Source organism: Pseudoalteromonas sp. TAB23 (assembly GCF_000498075.1).
Classification (GTDB): domain Bacteria; phylum Pseudomonadota; class Gammaproteobacteria; order Enterobacterales; family Alteromonadaceae; genus Pseudoalteromonas; species Pseudoalteromonas arctica.
Map to the genome: position 1 here is coordinate 1 of NZ_AUTP01000278.1, position 18991 is coordinate 18991.

The 18991-nt window shown below is 40.3% G+C and carries 16 protein-coding genes and 3 pseudogenes; 3 read left to right on the top strand and 16 right to left on the bottom strand.

The genetic code is table 11. The annotated features are described in order from the left end of the window. The 15 genes and pseudogenes from L654_RS1000000127020 to L654_RS0117290 all read right to left on the bottom strand — a co-directional run. Positions 1–357: pseudogene (locus L654_RS1000000127020) on the bottom strand (flagellin); the annotation flags it as partial. 158 nt (positions 358–515) lie between these two features. Further along, positions 516–1025: pseudogene (locus L654_RS1000000127025) on the bottom strand (flagellin); the annotation flags it as partial. A gap of 287 nt (positions 1026–1312) precedes the next feature. Next, positions 1313–2581, bottom strand: a complete 1269-nt coding sequence (gene flgL, locus L654_RS0117230) for a flagellar hook-associated protein FlgL (protein WP_024608596.1) — start codon at positions 2579–2581, stop codon at positions 1313–1315. Positions 2582–2583: 2 nt separating this feature from the next. Beyond that, positions 2584–4587: a flagellar hook-associated protein FlgK gene (gene flgK, locus L654_RS0117235; RefSeq protein ID WP_024608597.1), complete on the bottom strand. Its 2004-nt coding sequence runs from the start codon at positions 4585–4587 to the stop codon at positions 2584–2586. 1 nt (position 4588) lies between these two features. Continuing rightward, on the bottom strand, positions 4589–5605 hold the full coding sequence (flgJ, locus tag L654_RS0117240) for a flagellar assembly peptidoglycan hydrolase FlgJ (RefSeq protein WP_024608598.1): 1017 nt from the start codon (positions 5603–5605) through the stop codon (positions 4589–4591). A gap of 171 nt (positions 5606–5776) precedes the next feature. Next, the gene (locus L654_RS0117245) at positions 5777–6871 is read right to left on the bottom strand and encodes a flagellar basal body P-ring protein FlgI (RefSeq protein WP_024589963.1); all 1095 of its coding nucleotides are present in this window, start codon (positions 6869–6871) and stop codon (positions 5777–5779) included. An 11-nt stretch (positions 6872–6882) separates the two neighbouring features. Beyond that, positions 6883–7567 (bottom strand): annotated as a pseudogene (gene flgH / locus L654_RS01000000126330) (flagellar basal body L-ring protein FlgH). A gap of 16 nt (positions 7568–7583) precedes the next feature. After that, complete coding sequence (gene flgG / locus L654_RS0117255; protein WP_024608599.1) at positions 7584–8372, bottom strand: flagellar basal-body rod protein FlgG; 789 nt, start codon at positions 8370–8372, stop codon at positions 7584–7586. A 21-nt stretch (positions 8373–8393) separates the two neighbouring features. Then, positions 8394–9137, bottom strand: a complete 744-nt coding sequence (locus L654_RS0117260) for a flagellar basal body rod protein FlgF (protein WP_024589964.1) — start codon at positions 9135–9137, stop codon at positions 8394–8396. Positions 9138–9293: 156 nt separating this feature from the next. Further along, the gene (flgE, locus tag L654_RS0117265) at positions 9294–10664 is read right to left on the bottom strand and encodes a flagellar hook protein FlgE (protein WP_024589965.1); all 1371 of its coding nucleotides are present in this window, start codon (positions 10662–10664) and stop codon (positions 9294–9296) included. A 59-nt stretch (positions 10665–10723) separates the two neighbouring features. Beyond that, a complete protein-coding gene (locus L654_RS0117270) occupies positions 10724–11404 on the bottom strand; it encodes a flagellar hook assembly protein FlgD (protein ID WP_007581861.1) in 681 nt (226 codons plus the stop codon). Between the two features lie 13 nt (positions 11405–11417). Beyond that, positions 11418–11849, bottom strand: a complete 432-nt coding sequence (gene flgC, locus L654_RS0117275) for a flagellar basal body rod protein FlgC (RefSeq protein ID WP_007581860.1) — start codon at positions 11847–11849, stop codon at positions 11418–11420. Positions 11850–11854: 5 nt separating this feature from the next. Next, positions 11855–12262 carry a flagellar basal body rod protein FlgB gene (gene flgB / locus L654_RS0117280; RefSeq protein WP_002959431.1) on the bottom strand — a complete coding sequence of 136 codons (408 nt, stop codon included), beginning with the start codon at positions 12260–12262 and terminating at the stop codon, positions 11855–11857. A gap of 145 nt (positions 12263–12407) precedes the next feature. Beyond that, positions 12408–13238: a protein-glutamate O-methyltransferase CheR gene (locus tag L654_RS0117285; protein WP_007581859.1), complete on the bottom strand. Its 831-nt coding sequence runs from the start codon at positions 13236–13238 to the stop codon at positions 12408–12410. 20 nt (positions 13239–13258) lie between these two features. Continuing rightward, entirely contained in the window at positions 13259–14191 is a 933-nt protein-coding gene (locus L654_RS0117290) for a chemotaxis protein CheV (protein ID WP_007581858.1), read from the bottom strand. A 140-nt stretch (positions 14192–14331) separates the two neighbouring features. Between L654_RS0117290 and flgA the strand changes: the two genes are divergently transcribed. The 3 genes from flgA (at position 14332) to L654_RS0117305 (ending at position 15860) form a co-directional block, all read left to right on the top strand. Next, positions 14332–15039 carry a flagellar basal body P-ring formation chaperone FlgA gene (flgA, locus tag L654_RS0117295; RefSeq protein ID WP_024608600.1) on the top strand — a complete coding sequence of 236 codons (708 nt, stop codon included), beginning with the start codon at positions 14332–14334 and terminating at the stop codon, positions 15037–15039. Positions 15040–15115: 76 nt separating this feature from the next. Next, the gene (gene flgM, locus L654_RS0117300) at positions 15116–15436 is read left to right on the top strand and encodes a flagellar biosynthesis anti-sigma factor FlgM (protein WP_007581856.1); all 321 of its coding nucleotides are present in this window, start codon (positions 15116–15118) and stop codon (positions 15434–15436) included. Beyond that, complete coding sequence (locus L654_RS0117305) at positions 15429–15860, top strand: flagellar protein FlgN (protein WP_024589967.1); 432 nt, start codon at positions 15429–15431, stop codon at positions 15858–15860. The genes flgM and L654_RS0117305 overlap by 8 nt, the downstream gene beginning before the upstream one ends. 147 nt (positions 15861–16007) lie before the next feature. On the opposite strand, the gene L654_RS0117310 is transcribed toward L654_RS0117305, so the two are convergent. Continuing rightward, positions 16008–18991 (bottom strand): Ig-like domain-containing protein (locus L654_RS0117310; RefSeq protein WP_024608601.1); only part of this gene is annotated, 2984 nt, incomplete at its 5' end.

The following is an 18991-nucleotide window of genomic DNA, read 5'->3' on the forward strand; positions in this document are numbered from 1 at the left end:
ATCTAATGTAGAGTTACCTACGGTTGCTATCTCACCACCGGTAGCACCAACAGTAAACTTATCTGATGACGTCAGATTAACCTGAGAGTTCACTACAGCACCGGTTGCACTACCAACTGTACCGTTTAATGCAGCAGTACTTGCACCATCACCAACCAGTAATACACCTGCTACGTCAGTTTCTTCAATTAATATGCTACCAGCATCAGCGTCATACGTTGCGTTTATCCCAGCTTTACCAAGGTCAGATGCTAAATCAGACGCGCTTCCGTTATATGATGATAAATCAAAAGTTTTCTCACCAACAGTCAGTGTGCCCGTATCAGCTGATGACAACGCTGTAATTGTTGCTGTCACTGATGTTTGAGCTTTTATACCAGTTGCCGCTGCATTGATTGCGTCTGCTGTTTCCTGGGCATTTATGAGACTTAAATCTTCAGTTGTATTACCTTTTGGACCAGATAAANGGCTACCGTATTATTGAATACAGTGCCACCACCTTTAATTGCATTCTGACCTAGATTATCTGCAGCTATGTTGTTCAATGATACGTTAATTGTTTCATTAGCATTGGCACCAACTTGGAAAGCTTTAGTACCAAAGTCACCATTTAATAATTGCTGACCACCAAACGAGGTTGTTTCAGCTATACGGGTTAACTCTGTTTGCAATGCAGAGACTTCTTTCTGGAGTGACTCTCTGTCTTCATCTGAATTAGAGCCATTAGCAGACTGCAATGCTAGTTCACGCATGCGCTGAAGAATATTAGTCGATTCACTCATCGCACCTTCAGCGGTTTGCGCCATTGAAATACCATCATTAGCATTTCTCTGAGCAACGGCTAGGCCATTAATTTGCGATGTTAAGCGGTTTGAAATTTGTAGGCCAGCGGCATCATCTTTTGCGCTATTAATACGCATGCCCGATGATAAGCGTTCCATTGAAGTAGCTAAGCCTTCGCCAGATTTAGTTAAGTTACGTTGTGCGTTTAGTGACGACACATTAGTATTTACTGTTAATGCCATTTTACCATCTCCTAGGTTTAAACAGAGTGTGGTTCAACACGATTTAACAGGAACCACTGTTCGATAATTCTTATAATAAGAAAAGCATTTACTGTGCCAACTTTAATTTATTTTTAAGTTGTTGTTTTTAATTAACAAAAATAGATACCATTGAATTGTAAATAAAGAGTGAAGTTATTTAGGGAGGAGTGACATTTTTTTGCCGCGATTTTGTAGCCAATTTTTGCCGCAAAGTATTGCCGCTTTAAAGTAGGTAAAGCGGCAAGGTATTTCTGCTTATAACTTGCTTATAAGTAATCGAATAATGAAAGGTTAGTTAAACGGCCAAAAGTTGCTTGCGATGCTTGCAGTGCAGTTTCTTGTTTGGTTAGTTCGCTAATAGCTTCTGCCATATCAACTTCAACTAAATTAGAGCGATTACTTTTATTTTGAATATCGAGCGCTAAATTTGAATCACTTACTCTTTCAAGTGCGTTCATACGCCCACCTAAACTTGCTTGGGTAAACACAACTTGCTCACTCGCGTTTTGTAATTGCACTAGGCCATCAGCAAGTACTTGCTGAAAGTCATCACCTTCAAGTGTGCCATCGTTAAGGCCGGTAATAAGTGCTTGCAATGTGTTAAGTACGTTTTCTTTGCCTGGTTTTTCAAGGCTAAAATCGAGTTGACCTGGTGCTGTGCCTTCAAATTCAATCGTCATACCTGCAAAATCGATAGACTCATCAGTAACTTCACCTGTTACTGCAGGGATTAGTGCTGCGCCATCTCGGTATATTTCGTAAGTTTGTGGATCTGTTGCTGTAGCACCTGGGCTTACTAATACACTATATGTATTTGCAGTTGCTGAAGCTGTTGGGTCTGCGTTGTAATTTGCTTGATGAAACTTATCAAACTCAGCTTGCCCGTCAACATACACTGTACCAGCCGTTACGTTATTAGCAGGTACTAGTGTAGGAATTGAAGCAACATTTGATTCTACATTTAGTCGCGCGTTAGTTTTTTCAAACGTATCAAAGCCGTTATCACTCGCTTTAATTGATACACCTTCAGCTATAGTTATTTGGTGCTGGCCTTGGTCGCCATTATAGGTGTACTCACCCGCTGCAGAATCAAACTGATATGGCTGCGTGCTGTCTTGGTATCCTGAAAATATGAATTTTCCGTCTTCTGATCGGGTGTTCATTAAGTTAGCTAGCGTTTGTTGAATGCCGCTAAGTTCTGATGCAAACGTCTTTAAATCGTCTTTAGTGTAAACACCATTACCTGCTTGAATAGTGAGTTCTTGCGCTTGTTGAATATTACTATTTATACTTTGTAATACGCTTTCTTCTGTTTCTAGGCGGCCATTTAGCTGATCGATATTTTTAGTGTATTGCTCATTCGTTTGTATTTTATTTGAATACAGCATAGCTTGCGAAATAGCAGCTGGCGCTTCTGAGGTGGTTAAATACTTTTCACCTGTTGTTACTCGCTCTTGAGCATTTGCAACACCTTGTTGGTTGTCGAGTATTTTATTTATGTTGTTTTGGTACATTAAATTATTTGATAAACGCATAATTACCTCGCCGCATTTAATAAGGTGTCAAAAATTTCTTGAGCTGCTGCTAAAACTTGTGCTGATGCTGAGTATGATTGTTGAAAACGCAGTAAATTTGCGGCCTCTTCATCAAGGTTTACACCCGATAACGACTCGTACCATGCCTCAGATTGCTGTGCTAGAGCATCAAATGCAGCCCCACTTGTGATTGCTTGGCCAGTTATAACACCTATATCACTCACTAATCCTGAATAAGCTTGGTTGAACGTTTTATGGTTGTCGGCCGTTGCTGTTGTTTCTACATTTAAACGGACTAACTCACCATTTTGTAAATCAGCTAATTTTAAACCATTACGGTTATCATCAAAGCCGCCTTCGTTAAACTCAAGTGTAAAAGTGTCGCCTGTTGCTGGTGTACCTTCTATATCAAAATCGAATCCGTAGGTATCAAATGGAGCACCCGCTTGCGATAACATGCCTTTTGCAGGAGGCGTAATAGTAAAAGTATTCGTTCCGCTATTATCTGTAATTTGATATTCGTTAGCATTACCTGTTTTAACAAGCGTTATTTCGCCATTCGTTAAGCTTGGTGTTGAAGTAAATCCACCGGAGGTAACACTTGTTACTTCTCCCGCTGAAATAGTAGCGGTGCCTATATTATTTAAATCGTTAGCAGTACGGATTGGCGATGCTAGTGCTAAATCTTCTGCGCGCCCTGTTGCAAGTGTAATACTTGAAGCAGCATCTGAATTAAGCTTTATTTGAAATTGATCACCCTCAACACCTGCCCCAGATACATTTACTTGAAGACCAAATGATTCTCCGGTAGTAATAGTCGATGAATCAATAACACCTGTCGATATATCAGCAAGTGAAGGCTGCCCTAACGGATCGCCTTTGTTATCTATAGGCTGAATACTTACTTCATTAGCATTAGCTGTATAAGTAATAATAAAGTCACTGGCAGGAAGTTCACTGCCCTTACCTGGCTCTACCGTTGTAGTCATACCGGCAGTACCTGTGTTAGCTTGATACGCATAAGCGCCAACGGTAGGAATATTAAAAATATTACCCCCTAGCTGACCTGTTGCATCCATACCCAATTTGTTTTGTTCGTTAAATGCATCAGCTATCGCTAAGCCCATTTGACCAATTTGGTTTTGCGCAGGGACTAATATGTCATCTCTAAAAGCAAGTAAGCCGCCAATTTTGCCTTTAAGCTTACTTACATCAACTTCAAGCGGCACTGCTTTGCCACCATTAACGTCAAGCGTGAATTCTTTAAAGTTAGGATCGGGGTCGCCCGTCATCGAAAATAAGTTAAATGCGCCATTTTGCATAACCACCGCTTCGCCTGTGCCCATAAAAACGAGTTTTTCGCCATTTGGACCATCAAGCGTTTCTATGTCTATTAGCTCTGATAAGTCGCGTATTGCTTTATCGCGTTCGTTATAAGTAGAGCTCGCATCTGCGGCGTTATTAGTGCCATTAACTGCTGCAATATTTTGATTTAGCGTACTAATACTTTGAATGAGTGAGTTTGCTTCATCTGAAAATATTTCGAGCTGCTCGTTCACTACACTTTTTTGATCAAGCACGATGCCTGAAAGCCTATCCATTTGATCAATTAAGCTTTGCGCATCTGTCATTACTAATGAGCGGGCAACGGTAGATGAAGGTTGATTTAGCGCTTCTTGCACGTTATTAAATAAAGAGTTAATTCCGGTCGAAAGGTTGTTCGACTCTTCAGAAAAAATAGTATCAACTCGATTAGCCTCAGTAATAAACTGATCGAAAAACGATTTATTAGAGGTGTCACGATTTAGCTGTGACTGAGCAAACTCGTTTAGTAATCGGTATGTTTCGCCTCGCCCCACTTGGTTATCAACCATAGTGGTAAATTCAGTACGCTCACGTACGTAGCCTACGGTATTTACATTGGCAATATTTTTACTTGTCGTTTGCAATAGCTCCGAGCTTGCTCTAACCCCAGAACTGGCAATGTTTAATAAATTAAACGACATGTTACTCTACTCCTTGGCGGATCACGTTTGCCGCAATGTCTTTTAGCTGACTGCTATTGAGCACTTTTTTTATTTTGCTGGCATAATTTGGATCGGTTGCATAACCTGCTTTTTGTAATGAATCTAAAAAGTCATTTGGTTTTGCTGTATTTTGTAATGCTTCTTTGTAGCGTGGGTTTTGCGTTAAAAAATCAACGAAGTCGTTCACGCTATCTTTAATTGAATCGTAGGCTCTAAAGCTGGCTTGTTTTTTAACGGGTGTGCCTTGTTCAAACTCAAGCGTTACTTTGCTTGCTTTATCGCCTTCCCAGCTTTTATCTGACTTAATATTAAATAAGTTATTTGAGCTGCCACCGTCACTTTTATTAATAATGTGTTTACCCCAACCGGTTTCAAGTGCCGCTTGAGCAACCATTACCGCTGGGTTTAAACCTATTTTTTGCGCTGCAGTTTTAGCGTGTTCCCACACTGAACTTACAAACTCTTCTGCATTTTTAAATGTTGGGCTATCGGTTTTAGACTCTGCAGTATTAACCTTAGGCTCAGCAATATCGGCTTTAGTACTCTTAACGATAAGATCGGGTTGCTTATTTTTTTGCTCATGAGGAAGAGCGGATCCGACTTGCGTATCGCTAAAAATATCGTTGGTTGTTCTAAGCACCGAGCCTGGCATAAAGTTTTTAGACTCAGGCGATAACTGCTGAACAATTAAATCGGCAAGGCCTAACGAGCCATTTGATGAAAGCTCTGTTGAAAGTTGCTGATCGTGCATTTCTTCAAAAAACTTTACGCCACTTGAATTAAATGGGCTGTCTTTGTCTTCAAATGCTTCGTTAGCTTTGCGCATTCCTTTGAGCAACATTTGCGTAAAAATAGCTTCAAATTGTGCGGCCGCTTTTTTGAGCGCAGCTTTGGAAGCATCCGTTGATGCATCGCCACTCGTTAAGGCTTCTTTACGAAGTGAATCTAAGTTGCCTAAATCAAAAAAGTTTTGTTTATCGAGGTGATTTGTTTCCATCGGCTTTTTGACACAAAATGAATAATGCAGTTAAAAATGCAAAAATTGAGCCACTACAGAATAAAACGAGGAAGATAATAATAATAATTTTAAGTTACTGTAAACAAAAGAGCTCTAGATCTTTGTTTAATCGATATAGAGCTTTGAGTGACACGTTACATGCTTGAGTTTTTAAATAACGATCAACTGACCGTTAATTGCGCCCGCTTCTTTTAGTGCTTCTAAAATAGCCATTAAGTCACCAGGCGCTGCGCCTACTTCGTTTATTGCGCGTACTAAATCGTCAAGGCTTACCCCTGGATTAAATACAAAAGCACGAGAGTCGTCTTGGTTCACATCAATAATGCTTTGCTGTGTGACAACGGTATCACCGTTTGCTAGCGGATTTGGCTGCACTACATTTTGCTGCTCAGCTATGGTGACTGTTAAACCGCCATGGGTCACTGCAGCAGGCTGTAGAGTTACATTTTTACCAATAACAATTGTACCTGTACGCGAGTTAACAATTATTTTTGCCGCCATATCAGCTGGTTTAAACTCTAGGTTTTCGAGTGTTGATAAGTACGATACGCGCTGCGAGGCATCGCGTGGGGCTATAACACGAATAGAAACAGAATCAATTGCCTGCGCACTATTTGGGCCAACCAAATCGTTAATTGTTTTTTCTAGGCGCTTTGCTGTAGTAAAGTCTGGACGGTTTAAGTTGAAGGTAATGTAATCGCCTTGCATAAACGGGCTTTCTACGGTGCGTTCAACTGTTGCGCCATTGGGAATTCGTCCAACTGTAGGAGTATTAATTACGACTCTACTTCCATCAAGGCCCTCTACGCCTAGGCCTCCCACAATTAAACTACCTTGTGCAATTGCATACACGTTACCGTCTACACCCTTTAAAAAAGTTTGTAATAAAGTGCCACCACGTAAACTGCCTGCACTACCAATGGAAGAAACCGTAATATCTATTGTTTGCCCGGGCTTTCTAAATGCGGGTAATTCTGCATGCACAGCAACAGCGGCAACATTTTTAATTTTAGGACTTTGAGTTGAAGGTAGCGTAATACCAAAGCTGTTCAACATGCCTCTAAAACTTTGTTGTGTGTATGAGTTTTGCTCGCCAGTGCCCGGCAAGCCAACCACTAAGCCATAACCAACTAATTGGTTAGAGCGTACGCCTTCAACCATAGACACATCTTTTATGCGCTCAGCACTGGCAGTAAACTGCCAACCTAATAACACAACTAAACATAAAGCTTTAAGGCTATTCATGTTGTTACCCTCTAAAATGGAAACAGCGAACTGCTAAAGAAACGTGTAAGCCAACCAGGACTTTGCGCTTCTTGCGTTTGCCCTTTACCTGAGTATTGAATACGTGCATTAGCAATACGATTTGATTCAACCGTATTATCGGCGCTTACGTCTTGAGGGCGTACAAGCCCTTCTAAACGAATAAACTCTTCACCGGTATTAAGCGTTAGCCATTTTTCGCCGCGTATAACTAAGTTACCATTAGGTAAAACGCGCATTACATTAACCGAAATATCGCCCACTAAGCTGTTTGACTGGTTTGATTTTGAATCACCCGTAAACGACGAATCGCTACCAATACCAAACTGAATACTATCGCCACCTNATATTTACAGGCAGACCACCTAATCCAATAACAGGGTCTAAGCTTGCGTCGGTTTCTTTGTCTGTTTCTGTTTTAGCGGCTTTTGTTGCTTGAGTAGACTCTTGCAATTTAACCGTAATTATATCGCCAGTACGTAGCGCTTTTTTATCAGAATATAAGTCGTTTGATGTATGAGTATTAAACAATGAACCTGTGGCTACCAGCGGCTCTAAAATAGGCTCGGGGTACATAGGTGCGTAGTAAGGGTCGTCCTGCACTACTTCACTATTTTGCGTAGACATACAGCCACTTAAAAATAATGTGCCCGCTGCAAATAAAATAATATTACGCATAATTCCCCCTACTCTATTAAAGCTGTTGATTGATATAACTCATCATTTCGTCAACTGCCGAAATTACTTTTGAGTTCATTTCGTAAATACGCTGAGTTTCTATTAGATTTACTAGCTCTTCAGTTACATTTACGTTTGATGTTTCGAGCGAGCCTTGAATAATGCTACCTAACCCTTCAACACCAGGATTACCTTGTACCGGCGCACCACTTACAGCGGTTTCGGTATAAAGATTTTGACCGATTGGCTCAAGACCCGACGGATTAATAAAGTCACTAATAGTCAGCTGACCAATGACCACGTTATCGGCTTNNNCTGCAACACGCACAGATACTTCGCCGTCTTGCGAAACCGTAATTGATTGCGCATCATCAGGTACATTCATTTCTGGCTGAATAACATAACCAGCGCCGGATGTAACAATTCGGCCATCGCCATCAGTAGTAAACTGACCATTGCGCGAGTAAGCAATATTGCCATCTGGTTGCAGTACTTCAAAAAAACCTTCACCAGAAATCATCCAATCTAGTGAGTTTTCGGTGGTCAACATGTTGCCTTGCGTAAACTCTTTTTGGTTAGCTACAACTTTAGCACCCGCACCTAGCATTAGGCCCGATGGCATTTCGGTATCTTGCGATGAACGACCACCTGGTTGATTAATATTTTGATAAAGTAAATCTTCAAATATAGCGCGGCTTTTTTTGTAACCTACAGTACTCGCATTCGCTAAGTTATTTGAGATAACCGATATATCGGTTTGTTGAGCGTCTAGCCCAGTTTTACTGATCCACAATGCTGGATTCATAATCGTGTCCTCATTTTAAAGTTAAACTATGCGTAATAACTGATCTTGACGCTCGTCAATTTCTTCAGCTGTTTTCATTAATTTCACTTGTAATTCAAATTGGCGCTGGTGGCTTATCATGTCGACCATTTCGTGAACAGGGTTCACATTCGACATTTCAAGCGAACCACTTAAAACTTTTACATTGGCAGAGGTATCTACTGTTACATTTGCTTTTGGTCTAAATAAACCATCGTTACCTTTTTCGAGCTGTGAGCTATTTGCTTCTACCACTCTAAGCGTGTCTATTTCTTCTAAAAAGTTAGCGGGAGCGCCTTGTGGTCGAACTTGAATAGCGCCATCTTGGCTAAACCCTATTTTTTCGACTGGGACAGGTAAAATAACAGGTCCCCCTTCGCCAATAACTTGACGACCGTGGCTGGTTACGAGCATGCCTTGAGCAGTAATGTTTAACGTACCCACTTTTGTATAAGCTTCATTACCGGAGGCATCTTGAACTGCAAGCCATGCGTTATCGCTCATCGCGATATCTAAGTCTCGCCCGGTTTGAACAATGCCACCCGATACCATGTTTGAACCCGGACGCTCTTGCATTGAAAATACACGTGTAGGCAAACCTTCGCCAAACGCTTGCATAGAACGTGCTTGCGCAAAGTCAGCTTTAAAACCCGTTGTATTTGCATTTGCCAAATTATTGGCTTTTAAAGCAAGCCCTTGTAGGCTTTGCTTAGCGCCAGAGGCCGCAATGTAGACCATTTTGTCCATAGTATCGACTCACATAAAAATCTCTGAACTTATAAATGCAAAATAGGTGCCAGATTAAATTTGACGCAACATTGAGAGGTATTTAGAAGGGCTTACAAAGAGGGCTTATAAAAAAGGCTGCAAAAATGCAGCCTAATATATTTAATGGGGTTTAGCTTATCGAATCTGCAAAATACTTTGCTGAATAGTTGAGTTAACTTCAAGCGCACGTGAGTTTGCTTGGTAATTACGCTGTGCAGTGATTAAGTCTACAAGTTCATTAGTAAGATTTGTATTTGATTGCTCAAGCGCTGATGAGTTAATTCCACCAAACGTGCCCGAACCTGCTTCACCCGCTACAGGTTCACCTGAATCAATACTTTGCTTCCAGCTTGTATCACCCACTTGTGATAACCCTTGTGAATTTGGAAAACGTACCATAGCCACTTGGCCTAGGAATGTTGAGTCACCATTACTGTAAGAAGCGACAATTTTACCGTCTGTGCCTATATCAATTCCGGCTAAACGGCCTACCGTTGAACCATCTTGATCGAGTGCTTTTACTTCAAAACCACTTGAATACTGAGTTGGGATACGTCCTGCCGTGTTATTTTCATCGCGCCAGTTAAGCTCAATACCAGTACCTGGGAAAGTTGCACCATTGTCTAGTAATGTTGATAAACCAGCACCAGAACCCGCTGGTAGCAGTATTTCATCAAAAGTAGTTGTATTTGTATTTGCCACACCACCTGTTGTTGATGGTAAACCACTTGAGTTAAAACCTAGGGTAGTTAGTGGTGTATAAGGTGTCGTTGTTTGTTCTCCACCAGTTGTGCCATCAACTACTTTGCCATCGAGTGTTGCGTATACTTCCCAACTGTTATCTGTACCACCTGCTGCGGCATCATCTTCTTTAGCAAAAAAGTATTGTAAAATATGTGGTTCACCTAGTGAATCATATACCGTTGTTGACGTAGATGAGTTATAAGTACCACTAGAAGCAGGGTCAAAATCTAGACCTGTTGGATCCGCCGTTGCATCTAAGTTAAACGACAAAAATACATTTTCTGTTGCGCGAGGTGAACCAGACGAATCAGGGATTTGAATTGGATCAGTTGTGCTCAAACTTACCGACGTTGTATCACCTGTAGATGAATCAACTGGGAATGCTTGTAAAAAGTTACCTTTTGCGTCAACCATAAAGTTATCTTGGTTAAGCTTAAATGCACCTGCACGTGTATATGTTAAATCTTGCGAAGATAAATCGTCGGTCATCGCAAAATAACCTTCACCAGTGATTGCTAAATCAAGTGAGTTATTTGTAAATTGTAGTGAGCCTTGATGAAACTGCTGCGCAACCATGGTTGTTTGCACACCGTCACCATTTTTAGTCTTACCAGAGCTAAATACTGATGAAGCGTAAACATCGGCAAACTCAGCGCGTGACTCTTTAAAACCTGTGGTATTAACGTTTGCAATATTATTTGCCGTTACGTCTAAATCTTTTTGCGCGGCAGCAAGGCCGGTTAATGCAATATTGAAGCTCATAATTCACCTCTAACCTGTTAGTCTGTGGCCTGCTAGCAGGCGAAAAATACTAAAATTTATTACGCGATTTCTGCTACATCTGTCAGCCTAACCGCACCTTCTTTAGTGTTAATAATAATGCCACTTGAGCCATTAATATTAACGCTTTCAATGTTCTTGAATGTAGCAATGGGCAAGCTTGAAAATTCGCCGTCAGTACTTCCTTCGGCGGTTACTGAGTATTCACCTTCAGGTAAACGCTCACCGGCTTCATTTTTGCCATCCCACGCAAAACGTACTGCACCTGCTGATTGAGAACCCATATCAATAGTTCTTACTAGCTGACCTGATGCATCTGTCACTTTAATTTTTAAGTTATCAACGGCTTCTTCTGCCACTGCAGAGCCTCTGGCATCACCCGTTTCATTTAAATCCAGGGTGTTTGACTCAAGTAAAGCTTGCTTGCCAACAAGTGTTGATGCTTGCAATGCTGAATTTGATGTCATAGAAGACGCTAAGCTATCAAAATTTGAATTTAAATCGCTGATGCCTTGCGCCATTGTGAAACTAGTCATTTGCGCAATCATTTGATCGTTATCCGCAGGGTTACTGGGATCTTGAAACGATAATTGCTGAGTTAACAAAGAGAAAAAGTCTTCTTGTGTTAACGCATCACTCTCATTATCACTGGTCGCTACTTGCGATTCTTGCCAGCGTATAGAGTCTAAATAGGATGAAGATGTACTAATATCGTTACTCATAACCTACCCTCGGTTACCGCTGCCCTAGCAACAGTGTTTTACTTAGCATTTGCTTTGCTGCATCAGCAACTTGCACGTTTGTTTGGTAAGAACGAGAGGCAGAAATCATATTTGCCATCTCCTCTACAACATTGACGTTGGGTTTATAGATATAGCCATTTTCATCCGCACTTGGATGGTTTGGGTTATATTCAATTTGTAATGGTGCATTACTTTCAACAATGCCCAAAACTTTCACACCAACTGCGGAGCCCTGTTGGTTACTTACTGATGCTGAAGCCTTTGTTAGTTCAGCCGCAAATACAGGTTGGCGCGCTCGGTACGTTTTGTCTTGAGATGAACTAATGGTATTAGCATTAGAAATATTACTAGCTGTAGTATTTAAGCGAACGTTTTGTGCGCTCATACCCGAACCTGCAATATCGAAAACATTATATAAACTCATAATTTTTATCCTTGACTACCGAGAGCTTTATTCAGGCCTTTAAATTTGCCGCTTAAAAATTGCAAGCTGGCCTGATACTCCATAGCATTCTGTGTATACAAGTTTCGTTCCACTTGTATATCAACCGAGTTACCATCACCTGTATCTGATTGATTTGGCAAACGAAATGATTCTGAACTTCCCATACTATGAGTACCTCCACCAATGTGTTTATCATTAGTTCTTACCATAGTATTGCCGCTTTGCTGGGTTGACCTTGCCGCTTTTAATGCAGAGGCAAAATCAATATCTTTTGCTTTATAGCCAGGCGTATCAGCGTTAGCTATATTAGTTGCAATTAATTCAGCTCGCTGTGAACGGATCAACATGGCTTGCGGATGCACACCTAATGCTTTATCAAAACTGATAGCCATAACCTTCTCCAAAAAATTGACTTACCCATGAATAAAGCAAAAAATAAGCCATTAATATTAGGAAGTGTTATATTTTTATAAGACTATGTATCTAAATAGAAAAACGACGCTTGGTGCGTCGTTTTAGGGAAATGAATTAGCTTAATTATTTCTTTTGGTAAATGATACCGGGGTTGCATCTAACCATATCAAATTCAGTACTTAGGCCAGTTAGGGACTCTGACGCTCCTAAAAATAAGTACCCTTTTGGGTTTAATGCTTGTGCAAACTGATTAATAATTTTAGCTTTTATTTCAGGCGCAAAGTAAATAAGTACATTACGGCAAAAAATAATATCAAATTTGCCCATTAACGCGTAAGAATCAAGCAAATTCAGGTGCCTAAAACTAACTTGTTTTTTTATTGTATCGTTTACTTGTGCCATACCATTGCCGCTGTCTTTAAAAAACTTTTTACGACGCTCTGCAGATAACCCTCTGGCAAGTGCAAGCGCGTCATATTCTGCATTTTTACACATATCAAGCATGGTATTAGATATGTCGGTACCAATAATTTGTGCACCCATACGAAGTACACCAGGTTGCTTAGTATTAAATTCAGCTACTGACATAGCTATTGAATAGGGTTCTTGTCCTGATGAGCTGGCAGCAGACCAAATTTTTAAAGGCCTTCTTAAGTCTTTAAACTCAGGGAAGAGCTTATTTTGGAGCAACTCAAACGGGTATTGATCTCTAAACCACAACGTTTCGTTTGTGGTCATTGCATCAACCACAGCGGCTCTTAATTGCCGCTCGTGAGGACCGAGAGTTTTACTAACCAACTCCGATAAAGATCCCACATTAAATCGAGTCATTAACGGAGCAAGTCGGCTTTTAACTAAATACTGTTTGTTTTCACCTAAAACAATGCCGCATTGCTGCTCTAAAAACGAACGAAATTGGTCGTATTCACTTTGCTGCAAATCTTTATTATTCAAGTTAGTAGCACCTATTTTTGTTAATCACAATGAACCCACTTTTTAACCGCTGTTGCTAATTCGTCTGGGTTAAATTTAGCAATAAAGTCATCTGCCCCGACTTTTTCAATCATAGCCTGGTTAAAAACACCACTCAGAGAGGTATGCAAAATAACATGCAAAGGTGCAAGTTTGGGATCTGCTTTTATTTCAGCTGTTAAGGTATAGCCGTCCATTTCTGGCATTTCAACGTCTGAGATAAGTAACGCTACTCGCTCAGTAATATCGTTTTTACAATCAAGCTCTGCTATTTCTTTTAATCTTATAAGTGCTTCTTTACCATTTTTGGCAAGCTCTGTTTGCACGCCTAAAGGCTCTAAGGCACGTTTAACTTGATTACGCGCAACAGCAGAGTCGTCTGCAATAAATACGATACGTTCGCCTAAATCTTTTTGAATATCGCCACTTTGTGCAACTTCAGCACTTACTTCTGTGTTTACTGGGCAAATTTCGTTGAGAATTTTTTCTACATCGAGAATTTCGACTAATTCATTTTCGATTTCGGTCACTGCCGTTAAATATGAATAACGTCCGGCGCCTGATGGCGGTGGCATTATTTTTTCCCAATTCATATTTACAATACGTTCAACTCCGCCCACTAAAAACCCTTGCACAGAGCGATTGTATTCAGCAATGATTATGAAGCTGTCTTTAATGTTGTCGATTGGGCGCCCACCTACAGCCATTGATAAATCAATAACCGAAATGGTTTGACCACGAATATGTGCAACACCACGAATATACGGATTAGATTTTGGCATGCTTGTTAGTGGAGGGCATTGCAGCACTTCTCTCACTTTAAATACATTAATACCAAAACGCTGACGCCCTCTGAGCTTAAATAAAAGTAATTCTAGGCGGTTCTGCCCAACCAACTGTGTGCGTTGGTTTACTGAGTCTAAAATGCCTGCCATTCAAATCTCCTAAAGAAAACAAATAATACGGAACGATAATTGCTTTCTATTTATAAAGCTACATAACATCGCGGGTGCGTCTACTTTTTGACGCAAAATATTTATACCCTGTTTGAAACCATAAGCATAGTCGAAACATTATGAGTTTGTTAAAAAAAATCAGAAGATACAGTGTTTTTTATTTTGTTACTAGCTTGTGCTTTGTATTCCCTTTGCAAGCTAAAGTGTTTAGTAAGGATTTATTACAAGACATGGCCGTTGCTTATATAGCTAAGCAGATTGGTACATTGCAAAATACTAATACTCAATTAAGTGCACTGCCTTTAGATAGTCGCATTCCTGATCGTGTCTGTAATACTGAGCTTGAATTATCAACATCCGATGAGCCACCATTCAACCGCCAAGTAACCTTACAAGCCAAATGCAATGATGCGCAAACGTGGACTCAATACGTTCATGTAAGAGTTGTTGAAATGGCTCCAGTTGTTGTTGCCACTGCTAATTTAACTCGTGGTGAAGTAATAACTAAATCGCATTTAAGTATTGAAATGAAACCAACTCACTTTGTACGAATTCAGTACTTAGATGACCCTACAATGCTAATAGGCAGCAGAAGTAAACGAAATATTAGAAGTGGTATGCCAGTATTACTAAACCAAATTTGTATGGTGTGTAAAGGTGACTCTGTTAATATTTACGCTAACCTTAGAGGCCTTAGAATTAAAACCACAGGTATTGCTTTAGAAGACGGTACTTTGGGCGAACAGATACAAATAAAAAACAAAAAATCAGGTAAAGTTTTAAATGCGCGAGTAGATGGTGTAGAGTCTGTTCAGGTGAATATTTAATTTAGATTTATACTAAAGTATCCTACGTATATGCCGATAACATGGCATAAGTTGGGTAATATACGGGTTTATTATTATGGTTAATCAAGTTAATGGCAGTAATCAACAAGCTAATGCGTTAACAAATGCAAAGCAACAACAAGTTGATTTAAAAAAAGATAACGCAAATACACAAGCGACGCAGACTCCTTCGCCTAAAGCAGCAAGTGACTCTGTAAGCTTGACGCCGCAAGCGCAGCAATTAAAAACGCTTCAAGATAAAGCACAGCAATCGTCTGGCTTTGATAGCGATAAAGTTGCTGAGCTTAAAAAAGCAATTACCGAAGGTAAATATCAAGTGGACAGTGAAAAGCTTGCTAAAAATTTAGCTGATTTTGAGTTTAACGTGTATGGCTGATCATAATAGTTTAATTAGCGTAAAACTAAACCAACAAGTAAGTTGTTTAGATTCTTTGCATACGCTATTAAACGACGAGCTTACTGCTATTGCCTCACGACGTGGTGCTGGTTTAAAAGAAATTACCCAACAAAAAATGTCTTTTTTAACTAAGTTAAGCACTCTTGATAAAGAGCTGAGTAAGCTAATTGCCAGTAACGATACACAAAACCCTGAAATATCTGAGCTAATAAGCCAAGTTAAAACTCAACTTGCGCAATGCCAAAAACAAAATAATGTTAATGCTCATGCTGCTCGCCAAGCGCAACTAAGCGTTAAACAATTAAAAGAGATATTAATTGGCGCACCAACGTCAATGACCTACGACCAAGCCGGTAAGTCTGTAAATACCGAGAGTAAACTGGTTCGTAATTTAAAAGCTTAAGCCCAAAATTTTACATTAAAAAAGCCTTATTGATAAATCAATAAGGCTTTTTTAATGTCCTTTATTCTTAAATTTCGTTATAAATAATATCAATTTTCTTAATAATGTAAGCCCCCTTAATAAATAATTAAGAGGGCTCTATTAATATTAAATATCCGTTTGATTATTACTACTTTCAATTAAGTGTTTAATCATTTCCTCCGATTGATTTTGTACATCAACCGCAGGTGCTGCTGTATCAATGCTTCCCCCGCTTTGGGCTGGGGTATAAGCAATTGCAGAGCCTTCGTCTTCAACCAGTGTATTTAGCGCTATAAGCTGCTCTGCATCTTCGCTAATGATTACGTCATTAATATTAAGCGGTTCTGCCGAACTCATTTGCACCGTTTGCTCAGGTGTTGATAGACCACTCAAGTTACCTAAATCAATTGTTTCAGTGCTTAATACGTTGCTGCTTGAAACTTCATTAGGAATTGTATCGCCTAGAGCCGACTCTTCGCTAAATGATGCAGGGATTGTGTCGCTAGATGCTGAACCTGCTGTTGATATACTAGCAACTTCAGTACCTTCACCATCAATAGTTGTGGTATTACCAGCTTCGTCTTCAAATGTAATTCTGACATCTTTTAAGCCGTTACCTAGTAAAGCTAAAAGATCTATATCCACACTTGTGAAAGCCCAACTTCCGTCGCTTTGAACTGTCGTTGTTTCGTTTCCAACGCTTATACCTAATAGTAGCGAGTTATCTAAAGTAACTGTGGTACCAGGCTCTGCATCTGTAGTGCCATGAAAACCTATAACAGCTATTTTTATAAGTCCTGTAATACCACCGAGTAAATAATCAACTTCAAAATCATTTACTATAGGTGGTGTAGTATCAATAACCAATCCAGATATACTACCGCTTGAAGTTGTATTACCTGATGTATCAGTTGCTACCGCTGTTACAGTATAAGCCCCATCAGCTAAGGTAGCATTAGCTGTTACGCTCCACTCACCAGATGCATCAGCAGTTACTGTTTCCGTTGCCTCTGTAGCGCCACTAAAGGTAACAGTTACAGACTCACCAGGAGCGGCTGTACCTGTTATAACTGGGTTTTGATCTATAGTTAGTACCAATCCTGAATCGATTGTGATTCCTGAATCAACGGCACTGCTTGCTGATCCTTCTCCGATATTACCTGCACCATCAGCAATGCTTACATCAACGCTGTAGTTACCCTCAGGAAGTACTTCTGTAGAGGTCACGCTCCAAGTTCCATCAGGCTCAACTGTTGTTTGAACATTGTGAGTGGCACCTGCAGAATCGGTAAACATAACTATTACAGCCGCACCTGCATAGCTTCCGGTTACAGAGCCTGTAATGGTAGGCGTTGTATCTTGCCCTACTGTAATTGGGTCTATCACTATAGTTGGTGCAGTGTAGTCTGTGCTTGACACCATTGTATCGCTTGATGAGTTACCTGCAGCGTCACTCACTGTCGCAGTAGCGCTAAAACTACCTTCACTCAGTGCGGTAGTAGCTGTTACTGACCATGTGCCATTGCCTGCAACTTGAGCGGTAATAGTTTGTGAATCGTTATTAGCATCAGTAATAACAACACTCACATTGGTACCTGCTGGTGCATCACTTATACCTGTTATCGTCGGTAGCGGGTTATTGGTTACAGGTAATTGATCAACTTCAACTGTTGGTGGTGTTAAATCAACAATGCCATCAAGACTTGTACTACTCGTAAGTGATAAGTTTTCTACAGTGGCATCGACTGTAAAAGCACCCTCTGCTAACGGTACTGTAGGTATTAAACTCCATATACCTGCTATAGCCGTGGTGTTATAGGTTGTTGTGGTACCACTGCTATCAGTAATAACGACTTCTACATTGCCATTTAATACATCTGTTGTGCCGCTAATGGTAGGTGTTGTATCGCTTGTATCAATTATTGGGTTTATCAACAAACTTGGCAGGGTTGTACTGACAGTACCTATTTGATTTACAGTGGTTGTATTGCCAGCGCTATCGGTACTTATGGCCTCAACTGTAATTTCTCCTTCAGGTAATAAAGGAGCAATGACAGACCAAGTACCATCTCCAAGAACAGTAGTAGTAACTGTTTGTACTGCGGCTGTTGAGTCAGTGATATTCACTGTAATTAAACTTCCTACTTCCTCATCGCTGGAGCCTGTAATTGTTGGTGTTAGGGTATTAAGTACTCCAAACGCATCTATTTCTAACACTGGTGGAATGGTATCTATAGTTACTTGTTCTGTAACAGACTCGCCTACATTGCCCGCAGCATCAGTAATATTTGCGTAAACAGTGTATATACCATCTGGTAAGCTAGTTGTTACTAAAGACCAAGTACCATCACTTCCAACTACAGCATCAAATACTGTTTCATCACCATTACTACCAATAACAGTTACGTCAATGTCTGTACCCTCAGGCTCTTCAGAACTGCCTGAAATAGTTAATATATCGGTATCGCTAATAGTCAATGGTAAAATATCAACCACTGGTACTAGTGTATCCACTACAAACTCGAGAGTATCGGTAACTACGTTTCCTGCATCATCAGTAATACTCACATTAGCAACGTGCTGCCCTTCAGATAATGCATCAACTTCAAGTGTAAATATTCCCAAAGCATCAACTGTAGTAGTTAGTACAGTGCCGCCATCTAGTTGTATTTCAACAACACCATTAATTAAATCACTGGTACCTTGGATTATTGGCGTGGAGTCTGATGTTGTGCCAATAACCTGTAAGCCAAGTGTTGGCGATATTGTATCCACCACTCCGGTAAGTAGTTGCGTGGTAGTAATACCGACCTCACTTAACACGTCAACTGTTACGCTAAATGTACCTTCAGCTAATGATTGAGGAACCTGCACAGCCCAGGTATTATCGGCTTGAACTATAGCCGTAAGCTCTTGTACTACATTTTCGCTATCTACCACTTTAACTAGCACTTCAGTGCCTGGTGCTTGGTCGGTCGTACCACTAATTATTGGTAAATCGCCCTCACCAGTAGCAAAGTCAACTACCGCATTTAGTACTGGGGTTGAAGCATCTACATCAGCAGTCGTAATAGTGGTGGTGTTACCCGCATCATCGGTTGCAGAGGCTT